20 protein-coding genes and 1 tRNA gene are annotated in these 21919 nt (G+C 66.4%); 13 read left to right on the forward strand and 8 right to left on the reverse strand.

The window, feature by feature from the left end:
- Positions 1-137: 137 nt before the first annotated feature.
- Positions 138-1226: a PQQ-dependent sugar dehydrogenase gene (locus tag LCM15_RS02215; protein ID WP_224852599.1), complete on the reverse strand. Its 1089-nt coding sequence runs from the start codon at positions 1224-1226 to the stop codon at positions 138-140.
- A 153-nt stretch (positions 1227-1379) separates the two neighbouring features.
- On the opposite strand from LCM15_RS02215, the gene LCM15_RS02220 reads away from it, so the two are divergent.
- The 7 genes from LCM15_RS02220 (at position 1380) to LCM15_RS02250 (ending at position 7365) form a co-directional block, all read left to right on the forward strand.
- Positions 1380-2567 (forward strand): ABC transporter substrate-binding protein, encoded by a 1188-nt coding sequence (locus tag LCM15_RS02220; RefSeq protein WP_224852600.1) that lies wholly within the window; start codon positions 1380-1382, stop codon positions 2565-2567.
- Between the two features lie 99 nt (positions 2568-2666).
- On the forward strand, positions 2667-3446 hold the full coding sequence (locus LCM15_RS02225) for an ABC transporter ATP-binding protein (protein WP_224852601.1): 780 nt from the start codon (positions 2667-2669) through the stop codon (positions 3444-3446).
- A gap of 76 nt (positions 3447-3522) precedes the next feature.
- On the forward strand, positions 3523-4347 hold the full coding sequence (locus tag LCM15_RS02230) for an ABC transporter ATP-binding protein (RefSeq protein WP_224852602.1): 825 nt from the start codon (positions 3523-3525) through the stop codon (positions 4345-4347).
- Positions 4348-4409: 62 nt separating this feature from the next.
- A complete protein-coding gene (locus LCM15_RS02235; RefSeq protein ID WP_224852603.1) occupies positions 4410-5420 on the forward strand; it encodes a branched-chain amino acid ABC transporter permease in 1011 nt (336 codons plus the stop codon).
- On the forward strand, positions 5417-6706 hold the full coding sequence (locus tag LCM15_RS02240) for a branched-chain amino acid ABC transporter permease (RefSeq protein ID WP_224852604.1): 1290 nt from the start codon (positions 5417-5419) through the stop codon (positions 6704-6706). Before LCM15_RS02235 ends, LCM15_RS02240 begins: the two co-directional genes overlap by 4 nt.
- A 139-nt stretch (positions 6707-6845) precedes the next feature.
- Positions 6846-7085: a DUF4777 domain-containing protein gene (locus LCM15_RS02245; RefSeq protein ID WP_224852605.1), complete on the forward strand. Its 240-nt coding sequence runs from the start codon at positions 6846-6848 to the stop codon at positions 7083-7085.
- A gap of 88 nt (positions 7086-7173) precedes the next feature.
- Entirely contained in the window at positions 7174-7365 is a 192-nt protein-coding gene (locus LCM15_RS02250; protein ID WP_224852606.1) for a hypothetical protein, read from the forward strand.
- Between the two features lie 64 nt (positions 7366-7429).
- Here LCM15_RS02250 and LCM15_RS02255 read toward each other — a convergent pair whose 3' ends face one another.
- Positions 7430-8050, reverse strand: coding sequence for a helix-turn-helix domain-containing protein (locus tag LCM15_RS02255; protein ID WP_224852607.1), 621 nt, complete (start codon positions 8048-8050; stop codon positions 7430-7432).
- Between the two features lie 65 nt (positions 8051-8115).
- Here LCM15_RS02255 and LCM15_RS02260 point away from each other — a divergent pair, with 65 nt between their 5' ends.
- The gene (locus LCM15_RS02260) at positions 8116-9627 is read left to right on the forward strand and encodes a class I adenylate-forming enzyme family protein (RefSeq protein ID WP_224852608.1); all 1512 of its coding nucleotides are present in this window, start codon (positions 8116-8118) and stop codon (positions 9625-9627) included.
- Between the two features lie 205 nt (positions 9628-9832).
- Here LCM15_RS02260 and LCM15_RS02265 read toward each other — a convergent pair whose 3' ends face one another.
- The 5 genes from LCM15_RS02265 to pdxH form a co-directional block, all read right to left on the reverse strand.
- Entirely contained in the window at positions 9833-13480 is a 3648-nt protein-coding gene (locus tag LCM15_RS02265; protein ID WP_224852609.1) for a vitamin B12-dependent ribonucleotide reductase, read from the reverse strand.
- A 530-nt stretch (positions 13481-14010) separates the two neighbouring features.
- Positions 14011-14087 (reverse strand) — tRNA-Pro (locus tag LCM15_RS02270).
- Positions 14088-14144: 57 nt separating this feature from the next.
- Positions 14145-14621 (reverse strand): DUF192 domain-containing protein, encoded by a 477-nt coding sequence (locus tag LCM15_RS02275; protein WP_224852610.1) that lies wholly within the window; start codon positions 14619-14621, stop codon positions 14145-14147.
- The gene (locus LCM15_RS02280; protein WP_224852611.1) at positions 14594-15136 is read right to left on the reverse strand and encodes a cold-shock protein; all 543 of its coding nucleotides are present in this window, start codon (positions 15134-15136) and stop codon (positions 14594-14596) included. The genes LCM15_RS02275 and LCM15_RS02280 overlap by 28 nt, the downstream gene beginning before the upstream one ends.
- A gap of 106 nt (positions 15137-15242) precedes the next feature.
- Positions 15243-15848 (reverse strand): pyridoxamine 5'-phosphate oxidase, encoded by a 606-nt coding sequence (gene pdxH / locus LCM15_RS02285; RefSeq protein WP_224852612.1) that lies wholly within the window; start codon positions 15846-15848, stop codon positions 15243-15245.
- A 101-nt stretch (positions 15849-15949) separates the two neighbouring features.
- Here pdxH and fabI point away from each other — a divergent pair, with 101 nt between their 5' ends.
- On the forward strand, positions 15950-16756 hold the full coding sequence (gene fabI / locus LCM15_RS02290; protein WP_224852613.1) for an enoyl-ACP reductase FabI: 807 nt from the start codon (positions 15950-15952) through the stop codon (positions 16754-16756).
- Between the two features lie 18 nt (positions 16757-16774).
- The gene (gpt, locus tag LCM15_RS02295; protein WP_224852614.1) at positions 16775-17299 is read left to right on the forward strand and encodes a xanthine phosphoribosyltransferase; all 525 of its coding nucleotides are present in this window, start codon (positions 16775-16777) and stop codon (positions 17297-17299) included.
- Positions 17300-17366: 67 nt separating this feature from the next.
- Here the strand turns inward: gpt and LCM15_RS02300 are convergent, their stop codons facing one another.
- The gene (locus tag LCM15_RS02300; protein WP_224852615.1) at positions 17367-18236 is read right to left on the reverse strand and encodes an SDR family oxidoreductase; all 870 of its coding nucleotides are present in this window, start codon (positions 18234-18236) and stop codon (positions 17367-17369) included.
- A 92-nt stretch (positions 18237-18328) separates the two neighbouring features.
- Here LCM15_RS02300 and LCM15_RS02305 point away from each other — a divergent pair, with 92 nt between their 5' ends.
- From LCM15_RS02305 to LCM15_RS02315, 3 genes are all read left to right on the forward strand, one after another.
- Positions 18329-18751: a winged helix-turn-helix transcriptional regulator gene (locus LCM15_RS02305; protein WP_224852616.1), complete on the forward strand. Its 423-nt coding sequence runs from the start codon at positions 18329-18331 to the stop codon at positions 18749-18751.
- Positions 18752-18832: 81 nt separating this feature from the next.
- Positions 18833-20035 carry an aminotransferase gene (locus LCM15_RS02310; RefSeq protein WP_224852617.1) on the forward strand — a complete coding sequence of 401 codons (1203 nt, stop codon included), beginning with the start codon at positions 18833-18835 and terminating at the stop codon, positions 20033-20035.
- Between the two features lie 36 nt (positions 20036-20071).
- Positions 20072-21919, forward strand: coding sequence for a peptidyl-prolyl cis-trans isomerase (locus tag LCM15_RS02315; RefSeq protein WP_224852618.1), 1848 nt, complete (start codon positions 20072-20074; stop codon positions 21917-21919).

Consider the following 21919-nt stretch of genomic DNA (forward strand, 5'->3'; position numbering starts at 1 on the left):
TGCCTCGGTCGTCTCCCTCCGACGCGCTGCGTCTTAAGCAACTCGTCGAGAGAGCCCGACAGGTGGCGGAGCTCCGCATTGAAACGGCTGTCCGAGCAGCTTGCCAGCGGCCTGCTAGGGCTGCGTCGCGGCGTGCCTCAGGGCCGTGTCGCGCGGTAGAGCGTGCCGTTGCCTTCGCTGAGGAACCAGATCGCGCCGTCGGGGCCCTGATCGACGTCGCGCACCCGCTGCGTGGCCTCACTTTTGAGCTGTTCGACCTCGCGCAGCGGGTCGCCCGACAGGCGCGCGATGTAGTCGAACTTGAGCGACCCCACGAGCGCATCCCCGTCCCAGCGTCCGCCCCGCAGGAACACGATGTCCGACGGCGCGTTCGACGGGTCCCAGTAGAAGATCGGCTGCTCCATCCCGGGCTTCGAGGTGCCCTCGCCGATCCTGGCGCCGGAGTAGTGCCGCCCGTAGGAGATCACCGGCCAGCCGTAATTGGCGCCCTTCTCGATCCGGTTGACCTCGTCCCCGCCCTGCGCGCCGTGCTCGACCGCCCAGAGCTGGCCACGGCCATCGAAGCCGAGCCCCTGCGGGTTGCGGTGACCGTAGCTCCAGATCTCCGGCTGCGCGCCACTCTGCCCGACGAACGGATTGTCGCGCGGCACCGCGCCATCGCGGGTGATGCGGATCACCGAGCCGTTGTGGCGGGCCAGGTCCTGCGCCGCCGGTCGGTCGCCGCGTTCGCCGATCGTGACGAAGAGATGCCCGTCCGGCGCCTCCTCGATGCGCGAGCCGAAATGCCGCCCGCCGCTAGAACCCGGCGCCATCTCGAAGATGGTCTCGGCGCTCTCGAGCCGGCTGCCATCCTGCGACAGCCGCGCCTTCAGGACCGCGGTGCCGGCGCCACCCTGCTGGCGCTTGGAATAGGTCAGGAAGATCTCGCGGCGCGTGTCGAAATCGCGCGGCACGAGCACGTCGAGCAGACCGCCCTGCCCGCGCGTATAGAGATCGGGCAGCCCCGAGACCCGCTGCGCGCGGCCGTCGCGCACCGCCAGCAGATCGCCCCCGCGCTCGGTGATCAGGATCGTTCCATCGGGCAGGAAATCGAAGCTCCACGGCGTGTCGAGCCCCTGCACAACCGGGCTGATCGAAAGCGGCCCCGTGCTGCTTGGAATGTCCTGCGCCAGCGCCGTCCCCGCGGGGACAAGCGCAAGCCATGCTGCGAAAATCGCGTGCTTCATCTCGGGCACCTCCCTCCTGTCGATATGGGGCCGCAGGACAGGCGGGCAAGTTGGTTGCCCGTGCGGAAGCCAAGCCTGTGCCCCCTTTTCTTTTGTCAAGGGCTTGCATAGGCTGACGCCCGGACAACGCGTTCCAATAAGGGAGATCCTCACATGAAAAAGTGGCTTCTGGCTTCTGCCGCCACCACGCTGCTTGCCGCTGGCGCCGTTCAGGCCGAAGACGCCAAGATCGGCGTCATCCTCGGCTTCACCGGCCCGATTGAATCGCTGACCCCGTCGATGGGCGCGAGCGCCGAGCTGGCCCTGACCGAGGTCAACGATAGCGGCAAGTTCCTCGAGGGCGTCACGCTGAGCCCGGTGCGCGCCGACTCGACCTGCATCGACAGCGCCGCCGCAACCGCAGCCGCGGAACGCCTCGTCACCACCGATGGCGTGGTCGCGATCATGGGCGCCGACTGCTCGGGCGTGACCGGTGCCGTCCTGTCGAACGTCGCGGTGCCGAACGGCGTGCCGATGATCTCGCCCTCGGCCACCTCGCCGGCGCTGTCGAATGCCGAAGACAACGGCCTGTTCTTCCGCACCTCGCCCTCCGACGCCCGCCAGGGCGAAGTGCTCGCCAGCATCCTGAGCGAGCGCGACGTCTCCTCGGTGGCGGTGACCTACACCAACAACGACTACGGCAAGGGCTTTGCCGACAGCTTCGCCGCGGCCTTCGAGGCCGAGGGCGGCGAGATCACGCTGTCCGCGCCGCACGAGGACGGCAAGGGCGACTACTCCGCTGAAATCGGGGCGCTGGCCTCGGCCGGTGGCGACGTGCTCGTAGTGCTGGGCTACTCCGACCAGGGCGGCAAGGGCATGATCCAGGCCGCGCTCGACACCGGCGCCTTCGACACCTTCGCCATGGGCGACGGCATGTATTCCGACGCGCTGGTGGCCGATCTCGGCGGCGATATCGAAGGCAGCTTCGGGTCGGTGCCGTGGGCCGAGGGCGAAGGCACCGAAGCCTTCACCAAGCTCGCGACCGACGCCGGCATTAACGCCGAGAGCTCCTATACCCGCGAAAGCTATGACGCGGCGGCCCTGATCGCGCTGGCGATGATGAAGGGCGGCGAGGCGTCCTCGGCCGCGGTGGCGGCAAACGTGCTCGACGTGGCCAACGCGCCGGGCGAGCCGATCCTGCCGGGCGAGCTTGGCAAGGCGATGGAAATCCTCGCCGAGGGCGGTGACGTGGACTATGTCGGCGCCACCAACGTGGAACTCGTCGGTGAAGGCGAAGCCGCCGGCACCTACCGCTATTACGAGATCAAGGACGGCGACTTCAGCACCGTCTCGTTCAAGTAATCTCGCGTCACGGATGACGATGGACAGCCCGGGGTCGGTCCCCGGGCTGTTTGCAATAACAAGACAGGCGCAGCAAACCGCGCCGGAGGGGAACAAGCATTGATCCGGGTGGACAACCTGCACCGCCATTTCGGCGGCTTCCGCGCCGTTGACGGCGCCTCGCTCGAGATTGCCGACGGCTCGATCACCGGGCTGGTGGGCCCCAACGGGGCCGGCAAGTCGACACTTTTCAACGTCATCGCCGGCGCCCTGCCGCCGACCTCCGGCACGATCTGGATGGACGGCGAGGACATCACCGGCCTGCCGCCGCACGCGCTGTTCCACAAGGGGCTGCTGCGCACCTTCCAGATCGCGCACGAGTTCTCGTCGATGAGCTGCCGCGAGAACCTGATGATGGTGCCGGGCGAACAGGCGGGCGAGAGCCTGTGGAACGCCTGGTTCGGGCGCGGCCGTATCGCGCAGGAAGAGGCGGCGCTTCTGAAGAAGGCCGACGAGGTGCTCGACTTCCTGACCATCTCGCACCTGAAGGACGAGAAGGCCGGCAACCTGTCCGGTGGGCAGAAGAAGCTGCTCGAGCTCGGGCGCACGATGATGGTCGACGCCAAGATCGTCTTCCTCGACGAGGTCGGCGCGGGCGTCAACCGCACGCTGCTCAACACCATCGCCGACACCATCGTGAAGCTCAACCGCGAGCGCGGCTACACCTTCTGCGTCATCGAGCACGACATGGATTTCATCGGCCGCATCTGCGACCCGGTCATCGTGATGGCCGAGGGCAAGAAGCTGGCCCAGGGCACGCTCGACGAGATCAAGGCCAACGAGGCCGTCATCGAGGCCTATCTCGGCACCGGGCTCAAGAACAAGGAGGCGGCGGGATGAGATCAGCGCTGCGCGGTGGGGGCGCTGCCCCCACACCCCCGAGGTATTTTCGAACCAAAGAAGAGGGGGCGGTGACATGAGCGGCGGTCCCTATGGCGATCGAGGCAACAAGGACCTCAGCATCGCCAACCCGCGCGGCATGGGGGTCGAGCGCCCGGTGCGCGCGGGCGGACGCGAACGCCCTGCCCCCGGCGGGCCGTTCCTGATCGGCGAGGCGATGACCGGCGGCTATGGCCGCGGCTCCGATATCCTGCACGGCTGCACAATCGCGGTCGATCGCGGCGAGATCGCCGTCATCGTCGGGCCCAACGGCGCCGGCAAGTCGACGGCGATGAAGGCGGTGTTCGGAATGCTGAGCCTGCGCGAGGGCATGGTGCGCCTCGACGGCGAGGACATCACCGCGCTGACGCCGCAGGCCCGCGTCCGCAAGGGCATGGGCTTCGTGCCGCAGACCCACAATATCTTCACCTCGATGACGGTCGAGGAGAACCTCGAGATGGGCGCCTTCATCCGGCGCGACGACATCGCGGACACCATGGAGCAGGTCTATACGCTGTTCCCGATCCTCAAGGACAAGCGCCGGCAGGCCGCGGGCGAGCTTTCGGGCGGCCAGCGCCAGCAGGTCGCCGTGGGCCGGGCGCTGATGACCAAGCCCAAGGTGCTGATGCTCGACGAGCCCACCGCCGGGGTGAGCCCGATCGTCATGGACGAGCTCTTCGACCGCATCATCGAGGTCGCCCGCACCGGGCTGCCGGTGCTGATGGTGGAGCAGAACGCCCGCCAGGCGCTGGCCATCGCCGACAAGGGCTACGTTCTGGTGCAGGGCCGCAACGCTCATACCGGCACCGGCAAGGCGCTGCTCGAGGATGACGACGTCCGCCGCAGCTTCCTGGGGGGCTGAGCCATGACCTGCGCTGCGATCCGCCTTCACAAAAGACCAAGACTTACCGGGGAGCACCCCTGATGGATTTCCTTAACGCGTTGGTCGTCCTGGCCAACTTCGTGTTCATTCCCGCCTTTGCCTATGGCAGCCAGCTGGCGCTGGGGGCGCTTGGCGTGACGCTGATCTACGGCATCCTGCGGTTCTCCAACTTCGCCCATGGCGACACCATGGCGATCGGCACGATGTTCACTATCCTTGTGACCTGGGGGCTGCAGGCCCTGGGCGTGAGCTTCGGCCCGCTGCCCACGGCGCTTCTCGCCATTCCCTTCGGCATTGTGCTGACCGCGCTGCTGGTGCTGGGCACCGACCGGCTGGTCTATCGCTTCTACCGCGAGCAGAAGGCCAAGCCGGTGATCCTCGTGATCGTGTCGATGGGGGTGATGTTCATCTATAACGGCCTCACCCGCCTGATCATCGGCCCCGGCGACCAGAACTTCGCCGATGGCGAGCGCTTCCTGGTGTCGGCGCGTGACTTCAAGGCGATGACCGGCCTCGACGAGGGGCTGGCGCTGAAATCGACGCAGGCGATCACCGTGGTGGTGGCGATCCTCGTGGTCGCGCTGCTGTTCTGGTTCCTCAACCACACCCGCACCGGCAAGTCGATGCGGGCCTATTCCGACAACGAGGATCTGGCGCTGCTCTCGGGCATCAACCCCGAGCGTGTGGTCATGGTGACGTGGATCATCGTGGCGGCGCTGGCGGTGGTGGCGGGCACGCTCTACGGGCTCGACAAGAGCTTTAAGCCCTTCACCTACTTCCAGATCCTGCTGCCGATCTTCGCCAGCGCCATCGTCGGCGGGCTCGGCTCGCCGATCGGCGCGATTGCCGGAGGCTTCATCATCGCCTTCTCCGAGGTCGGCATCACCTATGCCTGGAAGAAGGTGCTCGAATACATGCTGCCCGAGAGCCTCGAGCCGTCGGGGCTCGTGCAGCTCATGTCCACCGACTACAAGTTCGCCGTCAGCTTCGTGATCCTGATCATCGTGCTGCTGTTCCGGCCGACCGGTCTGTTCAAGGGAAAATCGGTATGAGGACGCTCGCTCTTTTCGCACTGATCGCGGCGCTGATCCTCGGCACCGGCTTCGTGCAAAGCTGGAACTCGGCGCTGATCATCCTCAACATGGGTCTGGTGAGCGCCATCATGGCGCTTGGCGTCAACCTGCAATGGGGTCTTGCGGGGCTGTTCAACGTGGGCGTCATGGGCTTCGTGGCGCTCGGTGGTCTGGCCGTGGTGCTGACCTCGGTCGCGCCGGTGCCCGAGGCCTGGGAAGCGGGCGGCTGGCGGGTCGCGGCGGCCATCGTGCTGGCGCTTGCCGCCATCGCGGTCGCCGTCCTTGCCTGGAAGAGACTGCCGCGCAAGACCCGCGGCTGGGCCGTCGCCGCCATCGCCGTGGTCGGGTTCTTCGTTTATCGCGCGCTGCTCGACCCGGCGGTCTCGGCCATCGAGGCGGTCGATCCCGCCGCCACCGGGTTCCTCGGCGGGCTCGGTCTGCCGGTTCTGCTGGCCTGGCCGGTAGGCGGTCTGCTCGCCGCGGGCGTGGCCTGGGTGATCGGCAAGACCGCGCTGGGGCTGCGCTCGGACTACCTCGCCATCGCCACGCTGGGCATCGCCGAGATCATCCTCGCGGTGCTGAAGAACGAGGACTGGCTGACCCGTGGCGTCAAGAACGTCATCGGCCTGCCGCGCCCGGTTCCCTACGAGATCGACCTGCAGGGCGATCCGGGCTTCGTGGAGACTGCTGCCGGCCTCGGGCTCGACCCGACCACCGCCTCGACGATCTATGTCAAGCTTGGGTACTCGGTGCTGTTTGCCGTTGTGCTGGTGGCGTTGCTGGTGCTGGCGCAACTGGCGCTGAACTCGCCGTGGGGCCGGATGATGCGCGCGGTGCGCGACAACGAGGAGGCCGCCGAAGCGATGGGCAAGGATGTCACCGCGCGGCACCTGCAGATCTTCATCCTCGGTTCGGCGCTCTGCGGAATCGCCGGTGCGATGATGACCACGCTCGACGGCCAGCTCACCCCCTCGAGCTACCAGCCGCTGCGCTACACCTTCCTGATCTGGGTGATGGTGATCGTCGGCGGCTCGGGCAACAACCTCGGCGCGGTGCTGGGCGGGTTCCTGATCTGGTTCCTCTGGGTGCAGGTCGAGCCGATGGGCCAGTGGCTGATGGGGGCGATCACCGCCGGTATGGCCGACGGCTCGGCGCTCAAGGCGCACCTGCTGGGCAGCGTGCAGCACATGCGCCTGCTGACCATGGGGGTGATCCTGCTGCTGGTGCTGCGCTTCGCCCCGAGAGGGCTGTTGCCGGAGCGCTGATAGCAGACGCTTAATCTCTCGTGCTGCAAGATGGCCCCGGTGTCTGCGCCGGGGCCTTCTCATTTGCAAGGTTCCGCCGATGGCGCGGTGCACTCCGACAGCCCCTGGAACGCAGTGCATGAGTGGACGTTGACCCGGCATGAAACAGATGGAATGGACCCGCATCACCCGTAATTGGAACCAGGCCGCAGGCCGTCTGCGTCAGCGCTTTCCGCATGTCGATGACACGGCGCTGAGCAATGCGCCGCCGCAGGTCGACGAGGTCGCCCGCCACGTCGCGGATCGGCACGACCTGACGCTGCGCGAGGCGCGGCGCGAGGTCGAGGACCTGCTGTTTCCCGTCTGCCTGCCGGAGCCGATTCAGCGCGCCGCGGGGTGATCTCCGGCGGTGCGTAAATTTACCTAAGGTTGTGGAACCCGGCACCCGTGGACCGAGTTTCTAGGACAGGTATTAGGAGGCTGCGCCAATGCTCGATTTCTTCTTCCGTCCGATACGCTCCATGATCCCCGGATCCCTCTCCGGTCGCATCAACGCCCCTGCCGGCGCTTATGCGAGGGGGGATGCCGTGCTGGTCGACGCGACCCAGCCAGAGGACCTCTCCTTCTGGCGCGCCGAGGACGAGCTTGCCAAGCTCGCCGCGCTGGCCCGCGAAAGCTGACCAGTCGCCGCGGCGCACAACTTTTCGGTACCCTGCGCGTCTGCCCGCGCAGAGCAAAGAATGGTCAACCCAGAGATGTGATCCAGAGGATCGTGGCATCTTCCGGGCTGGCCGACACCACGTTATGGCCCATGCTCGCGTCGTAATAGGCGCTGTCGCCGCGGCGCATCTCGATCGGCTCGTAGAACTCGGTGTAAAGCTTGATAACGCCGGTGAGGACGTAAAGAAACTCCTCGCCGTCGTGGCGCACCCAGCCGTCGAACTCGTCCATGCTGCGGGCCCGTACGCGGGCTCGATAGGGCAGCATCTTCTTCTTCGTCAGGCTTTCGGCCAGCAACTCGTGCTCGTAGGTCACCGTGGCCTGATGCAGCCCCTGACCGTCGCGCGTGTGCACCATCCGGCCCGAGACCTGATCCTTCTTCGGCGGTGTGAAGAGCTGCGGCACGCCGATGCCAAGACCCACCGCCAGCTTCTTCAAAGCGTCATAGGTCGGCGACATCTGCCCGTTCTCGATCTTCGACAGCGTCGAGCGCGCCAGCCCGGCCTCGCGGGCGGCCTGCTCGAGCGTCCAGTCGCGGGCCTTGCGCAACTCGCGCACGCGCACCCCGAGGTCGAGCGGTTCGGCAAAGGCCTCTTCGCCGGTTTCCCGCGCCAGGCGGATGAGGGTCTTGGGGTCGCGGGTCATGGCTCTTCCTATAGGGCCGGCACGGGAGCCTTGCAACAAATCCGGAGCCGCCCTAAGCCAATGGCATGGTCTCGCTTTTCGACGAAGGCGCGTTCGCGCCCTGCCCCGCGCCGTTCAACCTCGCCGCCCATGTGCTGGAGGCCGGCGCCGCCACGCCCGACAAGATTGCGCTGGCCACCGTCAAGCCCACCGGCGCCGCGCGCTGGTCCTACGGACGGCTGATCGCCGCGGTGCGGGGCACCGCCACCGGTCTGCTCGAGGCCGGGCTGGTGCCCGGTGACCTCGTGCTCATGCGGCTTGGGAACACCGTCGATTTCCCGATTGCCTATCTCGGCGCCATTGCCGCCGGTCTGGTGCCGGTGCCGACGTCGTCGCAACTCACCGAGCGCGAAGTCGCGGCGATGCTCGAACACCTGAAGCCCGCTGCCATCCTGCGCGGCGAGGGCGTCGCCTGCCCCGAGACCGGCATTCCGGTCTTTGGCCCCGAACAGTTTGAGGCGTGGCACGATCTTGCGCCCGCGCCGTGGCATATGGGCGATCCCGAGCGGCTCGCCTACATCATCTACACCTCCGGCACGTCGGGCGTGCCGCGCGCGGTGGGCCACGCGCACCGGGCGATCTGGGCGCGGCAGATGATGATGGACGGCTGGTATGGGCTGGGGCCGGGCGACCGGCTGCTGCACGCCGGCGCGTTCAACTGGACCTACACGCTGGGCACCGGCCTGATGGACCCGTGGACCATGGGCGCGACCGCCCTGATCCCTCAGGCAGGCACCGATCCGGCCCAGCTTCCGCTGCTGCTCAAGCGCAACGACGCGACGATCTTCGCCGCGGCACCCGGCGTATATCGCAAGCTGCTGAAATATCCGCTGCCGCCGCTGCCGAAGCTGCGCCACGGGCTGGCGGCGGGCGAAAAGCTCACCGCGGCGACGCGCGACGCGTGGCACGAGGCCACCGGAACCGAGATCTACGAAGCCTTCGGCATGTCCGAATGCTCGACCTTCATTTCCTCGGCCCCGGCGCATCCATGCGAGGCCGACAGGCTGGGCCGACCGCAGGTCGGGCGCCGGGTGGCGATCCTGGGCGAGGACGGCGCAGCGGTGCCGCTGAACGACCCCGGCACCATCGCGGTGCATCGTGGCGATCCGGGGCTGATGCTGGGCTATGTCGGCGCGCCGGAGGACACGGCGCAGCGCTTCCACGGCGACTGGTTCCTGACCGGCGATCAGGGCAGCATGGATGAGAGCGGCCAGATCCGCTATCTCGGTCGCGGCGACGACATGATGAACGCCGGCGGCTACCGGGTCTCACCGATCGAGGTCGAGGCCGCACTCGCGGACTTGCCCGGCATCACCGAGATCGGCGTGACCGACGTGACTGTGAAGGAGGGCGTCAGCGTGATCGCCGCCTTCTACGTGGCAGAGGCGGAGCTGGACGAGGACACGCTCGCGGCCCGCGCTGCGGAGCGTCTGGCGCGCTACAAGCAGCCGCGCGCCTTCGTGCGCGTCGAGGCGCTGCCGCGCAATGCCAACGGGAAGCTGATCCGTAAGGCGCTGAAGGACCACGTGCTCTCGTAGGGCCACGCGGTGGGGGCCGGGTCCGAGTTCCCGGACGAGGCCAATCGCCTCAGCCCGGTCACTTTCCGACGCGCGCTTCGTCAGGCGTGGTTCCTGCGCGACCGGCAGGCGACCGACGCCATCGTCTCCGCCAGACCACCCCGCGCAGGGAAACCGCAGTCCGGGCGGATTAGCGGCAGGGCACGTCCGCGCCCTGCCCGATCCCTCAGCTGCAGCCCGAGGTCGAGCCGCAGGTGTTGCACTTCATGCAGGTGCCGTTGCGCACCAGCGTGTAGTTGCCGCATTCGCCGCAGGGATCGCCCTCGTAGCCCTGGATCCGGGCCTTGGCACGAGCGTCCATCGCCATCGCCGAGGTTGCCGTGCCAAGCGTCGTCACCGTGCTCTGCACCGTCTGGGCACTCACCGCGCCATGCGAGGCCACCGGGCCGGTGCCCGTCCGCTGGCCGCCCTGCAGGACCACCAGTTCCTGCGGCAGGCGCTTGCGAAGATAGCCGGTCGAGGAAATCTGCTTGAGCATTTCCAGCGAGCGGGCCGCGGTGTTCTCGGACAGCTCCTCGACATTCGACACGCTCTCTTCCTCGCCGCGCCCGAGATCGTCGAAGCTCGCCCCCGAGGGCTTCACATGCGCCAGATCGGTGCGGTCGAGATAGGACACCGCCAGCTCGCGGAAGATGTAGTCGAGGATCGAGGTCGCATTCTTGATGCTGTCATTGCCCTGCACCATGCCCGCGGGCTCGAACTTGGTGAAGGTAAAGGCATCGACGAACTCTTCCAGCGGCACCCCGTATTGCAGGCCCACCGACACGGCGATGGCGAAGTTGTTCATCATCGCACGGAAGCCGGCCCCCTCCTTGTGCATGTCGATGAAGATCTCGCCGAGGTTGCCGTCCTCGTATTCGCCGGTGCGGAGATAGACCTTGTGGCCGCCGACCGTGGCCTTCTGGGTATAGCCCTTGCGGCGCTCGGGCATCTTGGTGCGGCCGGCGCGGATGATCTCCTTGATCACCACCTTCTCGACGATCTTCTCGGCGATGACCTGCGCCTTCTCCTGCGGCGTGCCGCTCTCGAGGGTCTCGAGCGCGTCATCGTCGTCCTCGACCAGCGCCGAGGCCAGCGGCTGGCTCAGCTTGGAGCCGTCGCGGTAGAGCGCGTTGGCCTTTACTCCCAGCGACCAGGACAGCTCATAGGCCTTCTGGCAATCCTCGACCGTGGCCGCGTTCGGCATGTTGATGGTCTTGGAAATCGCCCCGGAAATAAAGCTTTGCGCGGCGGCCATCATGTGAATGTGGCTGTTGACCGACAGGTAGCGCTTGCCCTTTTTTCCACAGGGATTTGCACAGTCGAAGATCGACAGGTGCTCGGGCTTCAGATGGGGCGCGCCCTCGAGGGTCATGGTGCCGCAGACATGGTCGTTGGTGGCCTCGATATCGGCGCGAGTGAAGCCCAGATGCTTGAGCAGATCGAAGGTCGGGTTCGAGAGCTTGTCGGCAGGAATGCCAAGGCCGTCGCGGCAGAACTCCGCGCCCAGCGTCCACTGGTTGAACACGAAGCGGATGTCGAACGCGCTGCCGAGCGCGCGCTCGACCTTCTCGATCTGCGCCGGACCGAAGCCAAGACCGATCAGCGCGGTGTGGTTGATGCCGGGCGCGTTGCCGAGCGTGCCGTGCCCGACGGCGTAGCCCACGATCTCCTCGATCTGGCTCGAGCTGTAGCCCAGCTTTGCGAGCGCCGAGGGCACCGAGCGGTTGATGATCTTGAAATAGCCGCCGCCGGCGAGCTTCTTGAACTTCACCAGTGCGAAGTCCGGCTCGATGCCGGTGGTGTCGCAGTCCATCACCAGACCGATGGTGCCGGTGGGCGCGATGACCGAGACCTGCGCGTTGCGGTAACCGTGCTGCTCACCCAACCGCAGCGCCTCGTCCCAGGCGGACTGCGCCAGAGCCACCAGCGCCTGATCCGGACAGTTGCCGTGATCGAGTGCCACCGGTTTCACCGAAAGGCCCTCGTAGCCGTCCGTCTTGCCGTATGCAGCGGTCCGGTGGTTGCGGATGACGCGCAGCATGTGCGCGGCGTTGCGCTCATAGCCCGGGAAGGCGCCAAGTTCGCCGGCGATCTCGGCCGAGGTGGCGTAGCTCACGCCGGTCATCAGCGCGGTCAGGGCACCGCAGAGCGCGCGGCCCTCGTCGCTGTCATAGCTCAGGCCCATGTTCATCAGCAGGCCGCCGATGTTGGCGTAACCGAGGCCAAGGGTCCGGAAGTCATAGGACAGCTGGGCGATCTCCTTCGAGGGGAACTGCGCCATCAGCACCGAGATTTCCAGCGTCAGCGTCCACAGACGGGTGGCGTGCATGTAGCGCTCGGCATCGAACTGGCCGTCTTCGAGGAAGGTCAGCAGGTTCATCGATGCAAGGTTGCAGGCCGTGTCGTCGAGGAACATGTATTCCGAGCACGGGTTCGAGCCGCGGATTTCTCCATCCGCCGGGCAGGTGTGCCACGCGTTCACGGTGTCGTGGAACTGGATGCCCGGATCGGCACAGGCCCATGCGGCGTGGCCGATCTGCTCCCACAGCTCCTTGGCGTCGACGGTCTTGGCGACCGAGCCGTCGGTGCGGCGGATGAGCTCCCACGGTTTTCCCTCGCGGACCGCCTCGAGGAAGGCATCGGTGACGCGGATCGAGTTGTTCGAGTTCTGGCCCGAAACCGTGGCGTAGGCCTCGCTGTCCCAGTCGGTGTCGTAGGTCGGGAACTCGATCGAGGCATAGCCCTGCCGCGCATAGTCGAGCACGCGCTTGATGTAGGTCTCGGGGATCGCGACCTTCTTGGCCTCGCGGATCGCCTTTTTCAACGCGGTGTTGGCGCTGGCCTCATAGGCCTCGCTCTCGAGCCCGTCCCACGCGCGGATGGCGTCGAAGATGGCATTGAGCATCTTCTCGTGCATCTTCGAGCCGGCGACGATGCTCGCGACCTTCTGCTCTTCCTTGACCTTCCAGTTGATGAACTCCTCGATATCCGGGTGATCGGCATCGACGATGACCATCTTGGCGGCGCGCCGCGTGGTGCCGCCCGACTTGATCGCCCCGGCGGCGCGATCACCGATCTTGAGAAAGCCCATCAGGCCAGAGGACTTGCCGCCGCCCGAGAGGCGCTCGTTCTCGGCGCGCAGGCTCGAGAAGTTGGTGCCGGTGCCGGAGCCGTACTTGAACAGCCGCGCCTCACGAACCCAGAGGTCCATGATGCCGCCATCGCCGACAAGGTCGTCGGCCACGGACTGGATGAAGCAGGCGTGGGGCTGCGGGTGCTCGTAGGCCGACTTCGACTTGGTCAGCTTGCCGGTCTTGTGGTCGACATAGTAGTGGCCCTGCCCCGGACCGTCGATGCCGTAGGCCCAGTGCAAGCCGGTGTTGAACCATTGCGGGCTGTTCGGCGCCGCGGTCTGGCTCGCCAGCATGTGACGCATCTCGTCGTAATAGGCCTGCGCATCGTCTTCGGTTGTGAAGTAGCCGCCTTTCCAGCCCCAGTAGGCCCAGGCCCCGGCGAGCCGGTCGAAGACCTGCTTGGCCGAGGTCTCGCCGCCGCGCGGGGTGTTCTTGTCGGCGGGAACCGAGCGCCACAGGAACTCGGGCACGTTCTTCTCGGCAACCTTCTTGAGGTCCGTCGGCACTCCCGCCTTGCGGAAGTATTTCTGCGCGATGACGTCCGAGGCCACCTGGCTCCAGCTTGCCGGAACCTCGAGGTCGTCGAGCCTGAAGACCGTGGAGCCGTCGGGGTTGCGGATCTCGGAGGTCGTGGTGACGAACTCGATCCCCGCGTAAGCGTCCTGTCCGGCTTGGGTGTACGTTCTCTCGATCTTCATCGGTCTGCCCTCAGCTGCCCACATGTATCGGTGGCAGCGAAGACGGCCTCTCTGGTCAGCGACGGAAGCCAATCCGTCCCTGTCGGGCCATGCTGTCTGTCTGCTGCCTTGGTCTGTCCCCGCCGGGCGCCACAATATGTTGTGATCTTGCCTCCGGCCCCCACAAACTGACGCAAGTGGCGGGACCGGGTCAACGGATTTTTCCGGCGCTCCGCATATATTTTGCGTTGAGCGCAGGCCTTCATACTAGGGCTATGGGTTGTTCCCGAGTCATCCACACCCCCGCCCGAAACAGGCGCGAACGGTTGGACAAGGAAAATCCCTCCCTCGGGCGGAAGTTATCCACAGCTGTTGAGAACTGCCCTGAGCATATCTTCCCGATATGCATGACATTCGTGCAACAGCGGTGTTTCTGAGGGGGCCCGGCGATGTCTGCCGAAAAAACAGGCAGAATGCGTCCACGTCACGCCAAAGGACGCGCTTGCGACGGGCAATTCCGGAATCACCGGCGGATGAGATTGTGGGGAAAGTGGTCGGGGCGGCGAGATTCGAACTCACGACCTTCTGTACCCAAAACAGACGCGCTACCAGGCTGCGCTACGCCCCGACAGGCTCCGCATAATGCGAAGCCGAGAGATTGAAAAGGGCCAATCCGCGCGATGTGTTACTCGCAGGGCCAGGCCGGTTCGCCGGTGATCGCGGGATGCATCATCTCGCTGCCCTCGGCGATACCGAGCTGTGCCGCCATGCCGCCATTGATCTCGAGCACGTACTGCACAGGCCCACCGCTCGGGATCGGCGTCTCGTCATGCGGCACCGCCATCGGGTGCACCTTGACGACCCGTCCCTCCGCATCGGCAAAGATCATGTCGAGCGGAATGAGCGTGTTCTTCATCCAGAAGGCCGTCGGGCGCTCTGTCTCGTACACAAACAGCATCCCTGCGCCCGGCGGCATCTGTTCGACATGCATCAGCCCCTGAGCGCGCTCGGCCGCATCGTCTGCGACCTTCACGCTCAGGCGCACGCTGCCCCAGTCGCCCCGGAGCCAGATGGCATCGTCCCGGCAGGACTGCGCGGCGAGAGGGCCGCCCGCGAGGGCGGCGATCAGCACTGTCAGCTGGAAGAAACGGCGGCTTCCCATGCATTTACCTCGGTGGCCATCTGCCCACGCTTTCCGTTAATGATACGGATTGCAAGCGCTTCGCCGGGCTGAAGGTCCGCGAGGCCGGAGCGCCGCAAAACTTCGATGTGAATGAACACGTCATCGGAGCGCCCGAAGACGTTGGCAAAGCCAAAACCCTTGGCCTTGTCGAACCATTTGACCCGCGCCGGCTCGAGCGGAGCCGCACGCATGATCTCGGGATCGACGTCCTCGAAGTCGGCCAGCGGAGCGCCGGCCGGCGCTTCTGGCGGTTCGATCCTGCGCACCTCGGTGGCCTGCATACCGCGTTCGGTCCGCTGCGCAGCCACCTCGATTCGTGCCCCGTCGGCCACCGAACTTTGGCCGAAATTGCGCAGGACGTTTGCATGAAGCAGGATATCGGGCCCACCTTCATCGGCGATTACAAAGCCAAATCCCTTGACGGGATCGAACCACTTTACCTTCCCGAGAACGTTGAACGTCTCTTCGTCATGCTGTGTCAACTGTGTTTCCATTGGTCGTCATGCGTATCCCCAAGCCCCTCTTGCGACAGCAGGGACTGCAATTGCAAGCCCACTCAACTTATATTTGCAAGCCTGTGCATTTCACGTGACGCGAAATTCATGGGTTCAGTCGTTCGATGCGCCAAGGGTCGGCAATAGACCGCCGACGCCACGTGAATCGATCATGCAACCGGAAGGCGCCATCGGCCCAGAACTCGATCTCCAATGGGGCGATCCTCACCCCACCCCAGAACGGCGGGCGCTTCGGGGAGGGACCATGGGTCGCAGTGACTTTCGCAACATCGGCCATCAGGGCCGCGCGCGACGACAAGGGTTGCGACTGCCGCGACGCCCACGCGCCGAGCCTCGATTTCAGGGAGCGGCTGGCGTAGTAGGCATCGGCCTGCGGGCCGTCCTCGCGCGTGACCGTGCCGCGCACACGTATCTGACGGCGTAATGATTTCCAATGCATGACGAAGCCGGCCTTGCCGCTGGCTGACAGCTCCTGCCCCTTCGCACTCTCGTAATTGGTGTAGAACACGAAGGCGTCCGGCTCGATCTCCTTGAGCAGGACCATACGCACGTTGGGCAGACCGTCCGGGTCCACCGTCGCCAGGGCGATGGCGTTGGGATCGTTGATCTCGGTCTTCTCGGCCTCAGCCAGCCAGTTTCGGGCGATCGCGAAGGGGTCGTCCCCCGCGAAGATGCCTGTGCGGTCGGACATGTCGGGTCTCCTTCACCTGCGATGACAGCGCAAACCCTTGAAGCCGTTGCGAGCTTGCCCTAAAGGGTTCCGAACACAGAAATGTCGGGCGGAGACCGGAAATGTCAAACACTCTGATGGCGGGCAAGCGAGGCCTGATCATGGGCCTGGCCAACGACAAATCGATCGCCTGGGGCATCGCCAAGGCGCTCGCAGACGCCGGCGCCGAGCTCGCCTTCTCGTATCAGGGCGAGGCCCTGAAGAAACGCGTCGATCCGCTGGCCGCTCAACTTGGAAGCGATATCGTGCTGCCCTGCGACGTTGGCGACGAGGCGTCGATCGACGCTCTGTTCGACGGGCTGAAAGAGCGCTGGGACAATCTCGACTTCATCGTCCACGCCATCGGCTTCTCCGACAAGAACGAGCTGCGCGGCCGCTATGTCGATACCAGTCGCGACAACTTCAAGCTGACCATGGATATCTCCGTCTACTCGTTCACCGCTGTGATGCAGCGGGCCGAGAAGATGATGAACAAGGGCGGCTCCGCCCTCACCCTCACCTATTACGGCGCCGAGCGCATCATGCCGCATTACAACGTGATGGGCGTGGCCAAGGCCGCACTCGAGGCGTCGGTGCGCTATCTCGCCGAGGATCTCGGCCGCGACGGCATCCGGGTCAACGCGATCTCCGCCGGCCCGATCAAGACGCTGGCCGCCTCGGGCATCGGCGATTTCCGCTACATCATGAAGTGGAACGAGTACAACTCGCCGCTGCGCCGCAACGTGACCATCGACGATGTCGGCGGCTCGGCACTTTACCTGCTGTCGGATCTCGGCGCGGGCGTCACCGGCGAGACCCATCATGTCGATGCGGGCTATCACATCGTCGGCATGAAGGCGCCGGACGCGCCGGATATCACCAAGGCCTGAGCTGCAGGAGCAACGCGCATGACCCACGACCTTCTGCCGCATGAAAAGGGCTTTCACGTCAGCTGGGACCAGCTGCACCGCGATGCGCGGGCGCTGGCCTGGCGGCTTCAGGGCCACGGCCCCGAGGATGGCGGCTGGAAGGCCGTGGTGGCGATCACCCGGGGCGGCATGGCCCCGGCGATGATCATCGCCCGCGAGCTCGACATCCGGACCGTCGATACGATCAGTGTCAAGAGCTACCACTCGGGCGGCGGCAAGGCCGACCAGCGGCGCGAGGCGCAGGTGCTGAAATCGCCCGACACGGCGCTTGTCGGCGATGGCGAGGGCATCCTGATCATCGACGACCTGGTCGACAGCGGCAAGACGCTCGAGCTGGTGCGCAGCCTCTATCCCAAGGCCCATGTGGCGACGGTCTATGCCAAGCCGATGGGCAAGCCGATGGTCGACAGCTATATCACGGAAGTCAGCCAGGACACCTGGATCTTCTTCCCGTGGGACATGGCGCTGCAATACGTAAAGCCCTATCGCGGCGATACCGACTGAGCGCCAAAATTTTTCGTCCGAAAAATTTTCGCCCCGCGCCCGATCAAGGCGCGGGGCGTTTTCGTGTTCAGAGCGCCGCTGCGAGCGTGTCGCGCCACGGCGTTGTCGGGCGACCGAGCAGGGTCGAGAGCGATTTGTCCTGGCTGTACAGGCCACCCTGCGCCGCCCCCTTCTCGCTGTCGGCCAGCATCTCGGCCACCGGCGCCGGCAGGCCCGCGCCGATCAGCGCCGCCTGATAGGCCTCGAAGCTCATGTCGGTATAGGCGATCTCCTGGCCCGAAAGCTCGGACAGCGCGGCGGCAAATTCCGGCAGGCTGAAAGCGGTGTCGCCGGCCAGTTCATAAACCGTGCCCGTGGCGGGCAGGTCGCTGCTCAGCACGATGGCCGCCGCTTCGGCATAGTCGGCACGGGACGCGCTCGAAACGCGGCCATCGCCGATGGTGCCGATCAGGCCGCCATGTTCCAGAGCCAACGGCACGCCCATGGTGTAGTTCTCGGTGTACCAGCCGTTGCGCAGCAGCGCGTAAGGCAGGCCCGAGGCTGCCAGCGCCTGCTCGGTCGCCACGTGTTCCGAGGGCAGTACGGTCAGCGGCGAGCGGTCGGCGCGGAGGATCGACGTATACGCGACGAACCGGACGCCGGCGCGCTTGGCCGCGTCGATCACGTTCTCATGCTGCGCCGCGCGCTTGCCGACCTCGCTCGAGGACACCAGCAGCACGCGTTCGACGCCCGCGAAGGCCGCCTCCAGCGCTGCCGGATCGTCATAGGAGGCCACGCGGACGCTGACCCCCTTGGCTTCCAGCGGGGCGGCGGCCTCGGGGCGGCGCACCAGCGCGCCGATTTCTGCCGCTGGAACGCGGGCAAGAAGGGCCTCGATAACAAGGCTGCCGAGCTGACCTGAGGCGCCGGTGACGAGATACTTGAGCGTGTCTGACATGGGATGTTCCTTATCCGTGGATTTGGTCTATAACCGTGATATGGTCTCAGATGTAGACCGGGTATCTGCCACTGTGAAGGAGGCACTTCATCATGACCAGGGAACAGCCGGGTAACCTCCTCGGCATCGAGATCCTGCAACAGCTCGCCGCCTTCGAGGGTGCCCCCGACGATCCCGGCATCTGCCCGGTGCGCGATGTGCTCGACCGGGTGGGCCAAAAATGGACGCTGCTGCTGCTGATCGCCCTCACCTCCGGCCCGCTGCGCTTTTCGGCGCTGCAGCGGCAGGTGGGCGACATCTCCAAGCGGATGCTGACCCAGAGCCTGCGCCAGCTCGAGCGCGACGGGCTGATCTCGCGGGAGGTCTTCCCGACCAAGCCGCCCTCGGTGGAATACGCGCTGACCGAGCTTGGCCAGTCCGCGCTCGGGCCCATCGCCGTCCTGACCGACTGGGCAGACCGCAACCATGGCCGCATCCGCGCCGCGCGCACAGCTTTTGACCGCGCCGAGGCCTGAGCGCGGCCCCCACCACGGCGGACCTTTCCCCGCCCGAACCTCCCTGCTAGCGTGCGCCGAAATCATGCCGGATCCGACAGAATGACCCATCTTAGCCGCACGCAATCCACCTTCACGCCGCCGGTCCCCGAGGCCAAGCGCTGGATCGAGGGCGTGTCCTTTCCCGCCGACCGACCACTGATCAACGTGAGCCAGGCCGCGCCGGTCGATCCGCCCCCCGCCGCCCTGCGTCGCGCCATGGCCGAGGCGATGGAGCGGCCCGAGACGCATCTCTATGGTCCGGTGCTGGGGCTGCCGGCGCTGCGCGCCGCGCTGGCCCGGGACTGGAGCGCGCATTACGCCGCCGAGGTGAGCGCCGATCAGGTCGCGATCACCGCGGGCTGCAATCAGGCCTTCGCGGCCACGATGGCGGCCATTGCCGGTGAGGGCGACGAGGTGCTGCTGCCGACGCCGTGGTACTTCAATCACAAGATGTGGCTCGACATGCAGGGCGTGCGCGCAGTGCCCCTGCCCACCGGCGAGGACCTGCTGCCCGTCGCCGAGGAGGCCCGCGCGCTCATCTCCCCGAAGACCCGCGCCATCGTGCTGGTCTCGCCCAACAATCCCGGCGGCGTCGAGTACCCGGCCGAAACCCTCCGGGCGCTCTATGACCTCGCACGCGAGCACGGCATCAGGCTGATCGTCGACGAGACCTACAAGGATTTCGACAGCCGGACCGTCGCGCCGCACGACCTGCTGCGCCAGCCGGGCCACGAAGACACGCTGATCCAGCTTTACAGCTTCTCCAAGGCCTACCGCCTCACCGGCCACCGCGTCGGCGCAATCATTGCGGCGCCCAGCCTGCTTCAGGAGGTGGAGAAATTTCAGGACACGGTGGCGATTTGCGCGCCGCAACTCGGGCAGGTCGCGGCGCTCTGGGGACTGGAGAACCTCGGCCAGTGGGTGGCCGGCGAGCGGGACGAGATCCTCGCCCGCCGCGCGGCGATCACCGCCGCGTTCCCGCGGCTCAAAGCGCACGGCTGGCGGCTCAAGGGGCTGGGGGCGTATTTCGCCTATGTCGAACATCCCTTCGCCGAACGCTCCGACGTGCTGGGCCGCAAACTGGTGCACGAGGCCGGCATCCTCGCCCTGCCCGGCACCATGTTTGTGCCCCCCGAGGACCCGGCCGGGGCGCGGCATTTCCGCTTTGCCTTCGCCAATCTCGACGCCAACGCGATCACCGTGTTGTTCGACCGGCTCGAGGCGCTGGACTGGCCCCTTGCGGGCACCGGCAGCCCGGCATAGACACGGGCGCCAGAACCATAAGGGGAAGAGGCAGTCATGGCGCGCGGAACAGGCGGCATCACCAAGTACATCGTCTGGGCGATCCTGATCGCCTCCTTCGTCGGTTTCGGCGCCTTCGGAACGGTGAATTTCTCCGGCGGGGTCGGCAATATCGGCTCGGTCGGCGACACCACGATTTCGACCAGCGACTATGCCCGCGCGCTGCAATCCGAGCTGCGCGCCCAGCAGGCCCAGACCGGGCGGGCGGTCACGGTGGAACAGGCGCGCCAGTCGGGCCTCACCGATCAGGTGCTTGCGCAGGTCGTGACCAATGCCGCGCTCGAGGACGAGACCACGCGCATCGGCCTGTCGGTCGGTGACGAGCGCGTAGCCGAGGATCTGCGCAATGTAGAGGCCTTCAACGGCCCGGATGGCAGCTTCGACCGCAGCGCCTATGCCTACGCGCTGCAGAACGCCGGTCTCAACGAGGGCGAGTTCGAGGAAAACCTGCGCCGCGACGCCGCGCGCTCGATCCTCAGTGCCGCGGTGATCTCGGGCACCACCCTGCCCGACACCTATGTCGACACGCTGCTCGAATATATCGGCGAGAGCCGCGCCTTCACCTGGGCCACGCTGGAGCGCGACGCGCTCAACACCGGGCTGTCGGTGCCGTCCGACGACGAGCTGCAGGCGTGGTACGAAGAGAACATCGACCTCTTCACCCTGCCCGAAACGAAGGTCATCACCTTTGCCTGGCTGACGCCGGACATGATCGTCGACACCGTCGAGGTCGAGGACGACGCCCTGCGCGCCGCCTATGAAGAGCGCACGAGCGAGTTCAACCAGCCCGAGCGGCGCCTGGTCGAGCGGCTGGTGTTCAGCACCGAAGCCGAGGCGCAGGCCGCCGCCGACCGCATCGCGTCGGGCGAGGCCGAGTTCGAGACCGTGGTCGAGGAGCGGGGCCTGTCGCTCATCGACACCGACATGGGCGACGTGACCCGCGACACGCTCGGCGATGCCGCCGAGCCGGTGTTCTCGGCAGAGGTCGGCGATGTGGTGGGCCCGGCGCCCTCGTCCTTTGGTCCGGCGCTCTACCGCGTCAACGGCGTGCTGCCGGCAGAGGAGACGCCCTACGAGGAGGCGATCCCCGATCTGCGCGAGGCGCTGGTGCTTGACCGGGCGCGGCGGGTGATCGCGGGCATGGCGTCGAGCATCGACGACGAGCTGGCCGGTGGCGCGACGCTGGAAGAGCTGGCGCAGGATACCGACATGGAGCTCGGCCAGATCGACTGGACCGCCAGCACCGATACCGGCATCGCCGGATACCAGTCCTTCCGCGAGGCGGCTGCCGCCGCGGCCCAAGGCGACTACCCGGCGATTGCCGAGCTGGGCGATGGCGGCATCTTCGCGCTGCGTCTCGACGAGCTGCGCGCCCCCGCCCCGGCCCCGTTCGAGGATGTGCGCGACCGGGTCGCAGAGCTCTGGGAGCAGGAGCAGGCCACCAACGCGCTGATGGCACAGGCGGAAGACATCGCCACCCGCATCTCCGAGGACCAGAGCTTTGGCGAGAACGGGCTCGAGGCCACCGCCGAAAGCGGCCTCACCCGCGAGGCCCGCATTCAGGGCCTGCCCGCCGCGGTGCTCGAGGCGGTGTTCGAGATGTCCGCCGGAGAGGCCCGCGCGGTGCGCGGCGACGGTGTGGCCCTGATCGTGCGGCTCGACGACGTCACGCCGGCGAACATGGAGGACCCGCAGATCCAGCAGCTTGGCAACGCGCTGCGCGATCAGGCCGCTAGCAGCGTGTCGCAGGATCTGTTCCGCGCGCTCAACGTCGACATCCAGCAGCGCGCCGGCATCAGCATCGATCAGTCCGCGGTGAACTCCGTGCTCAGCACCCTGCAGTAA

This window comes from Salipiger bermudensis (assembly GCF_020171625.1).
Lineage (GTDB): Bacteria > Pseudomonadota > Alphaproteobacteria > Rhodobacterales > Rhodobacteraceae > Salipiger > Salipiger bermudensis_B.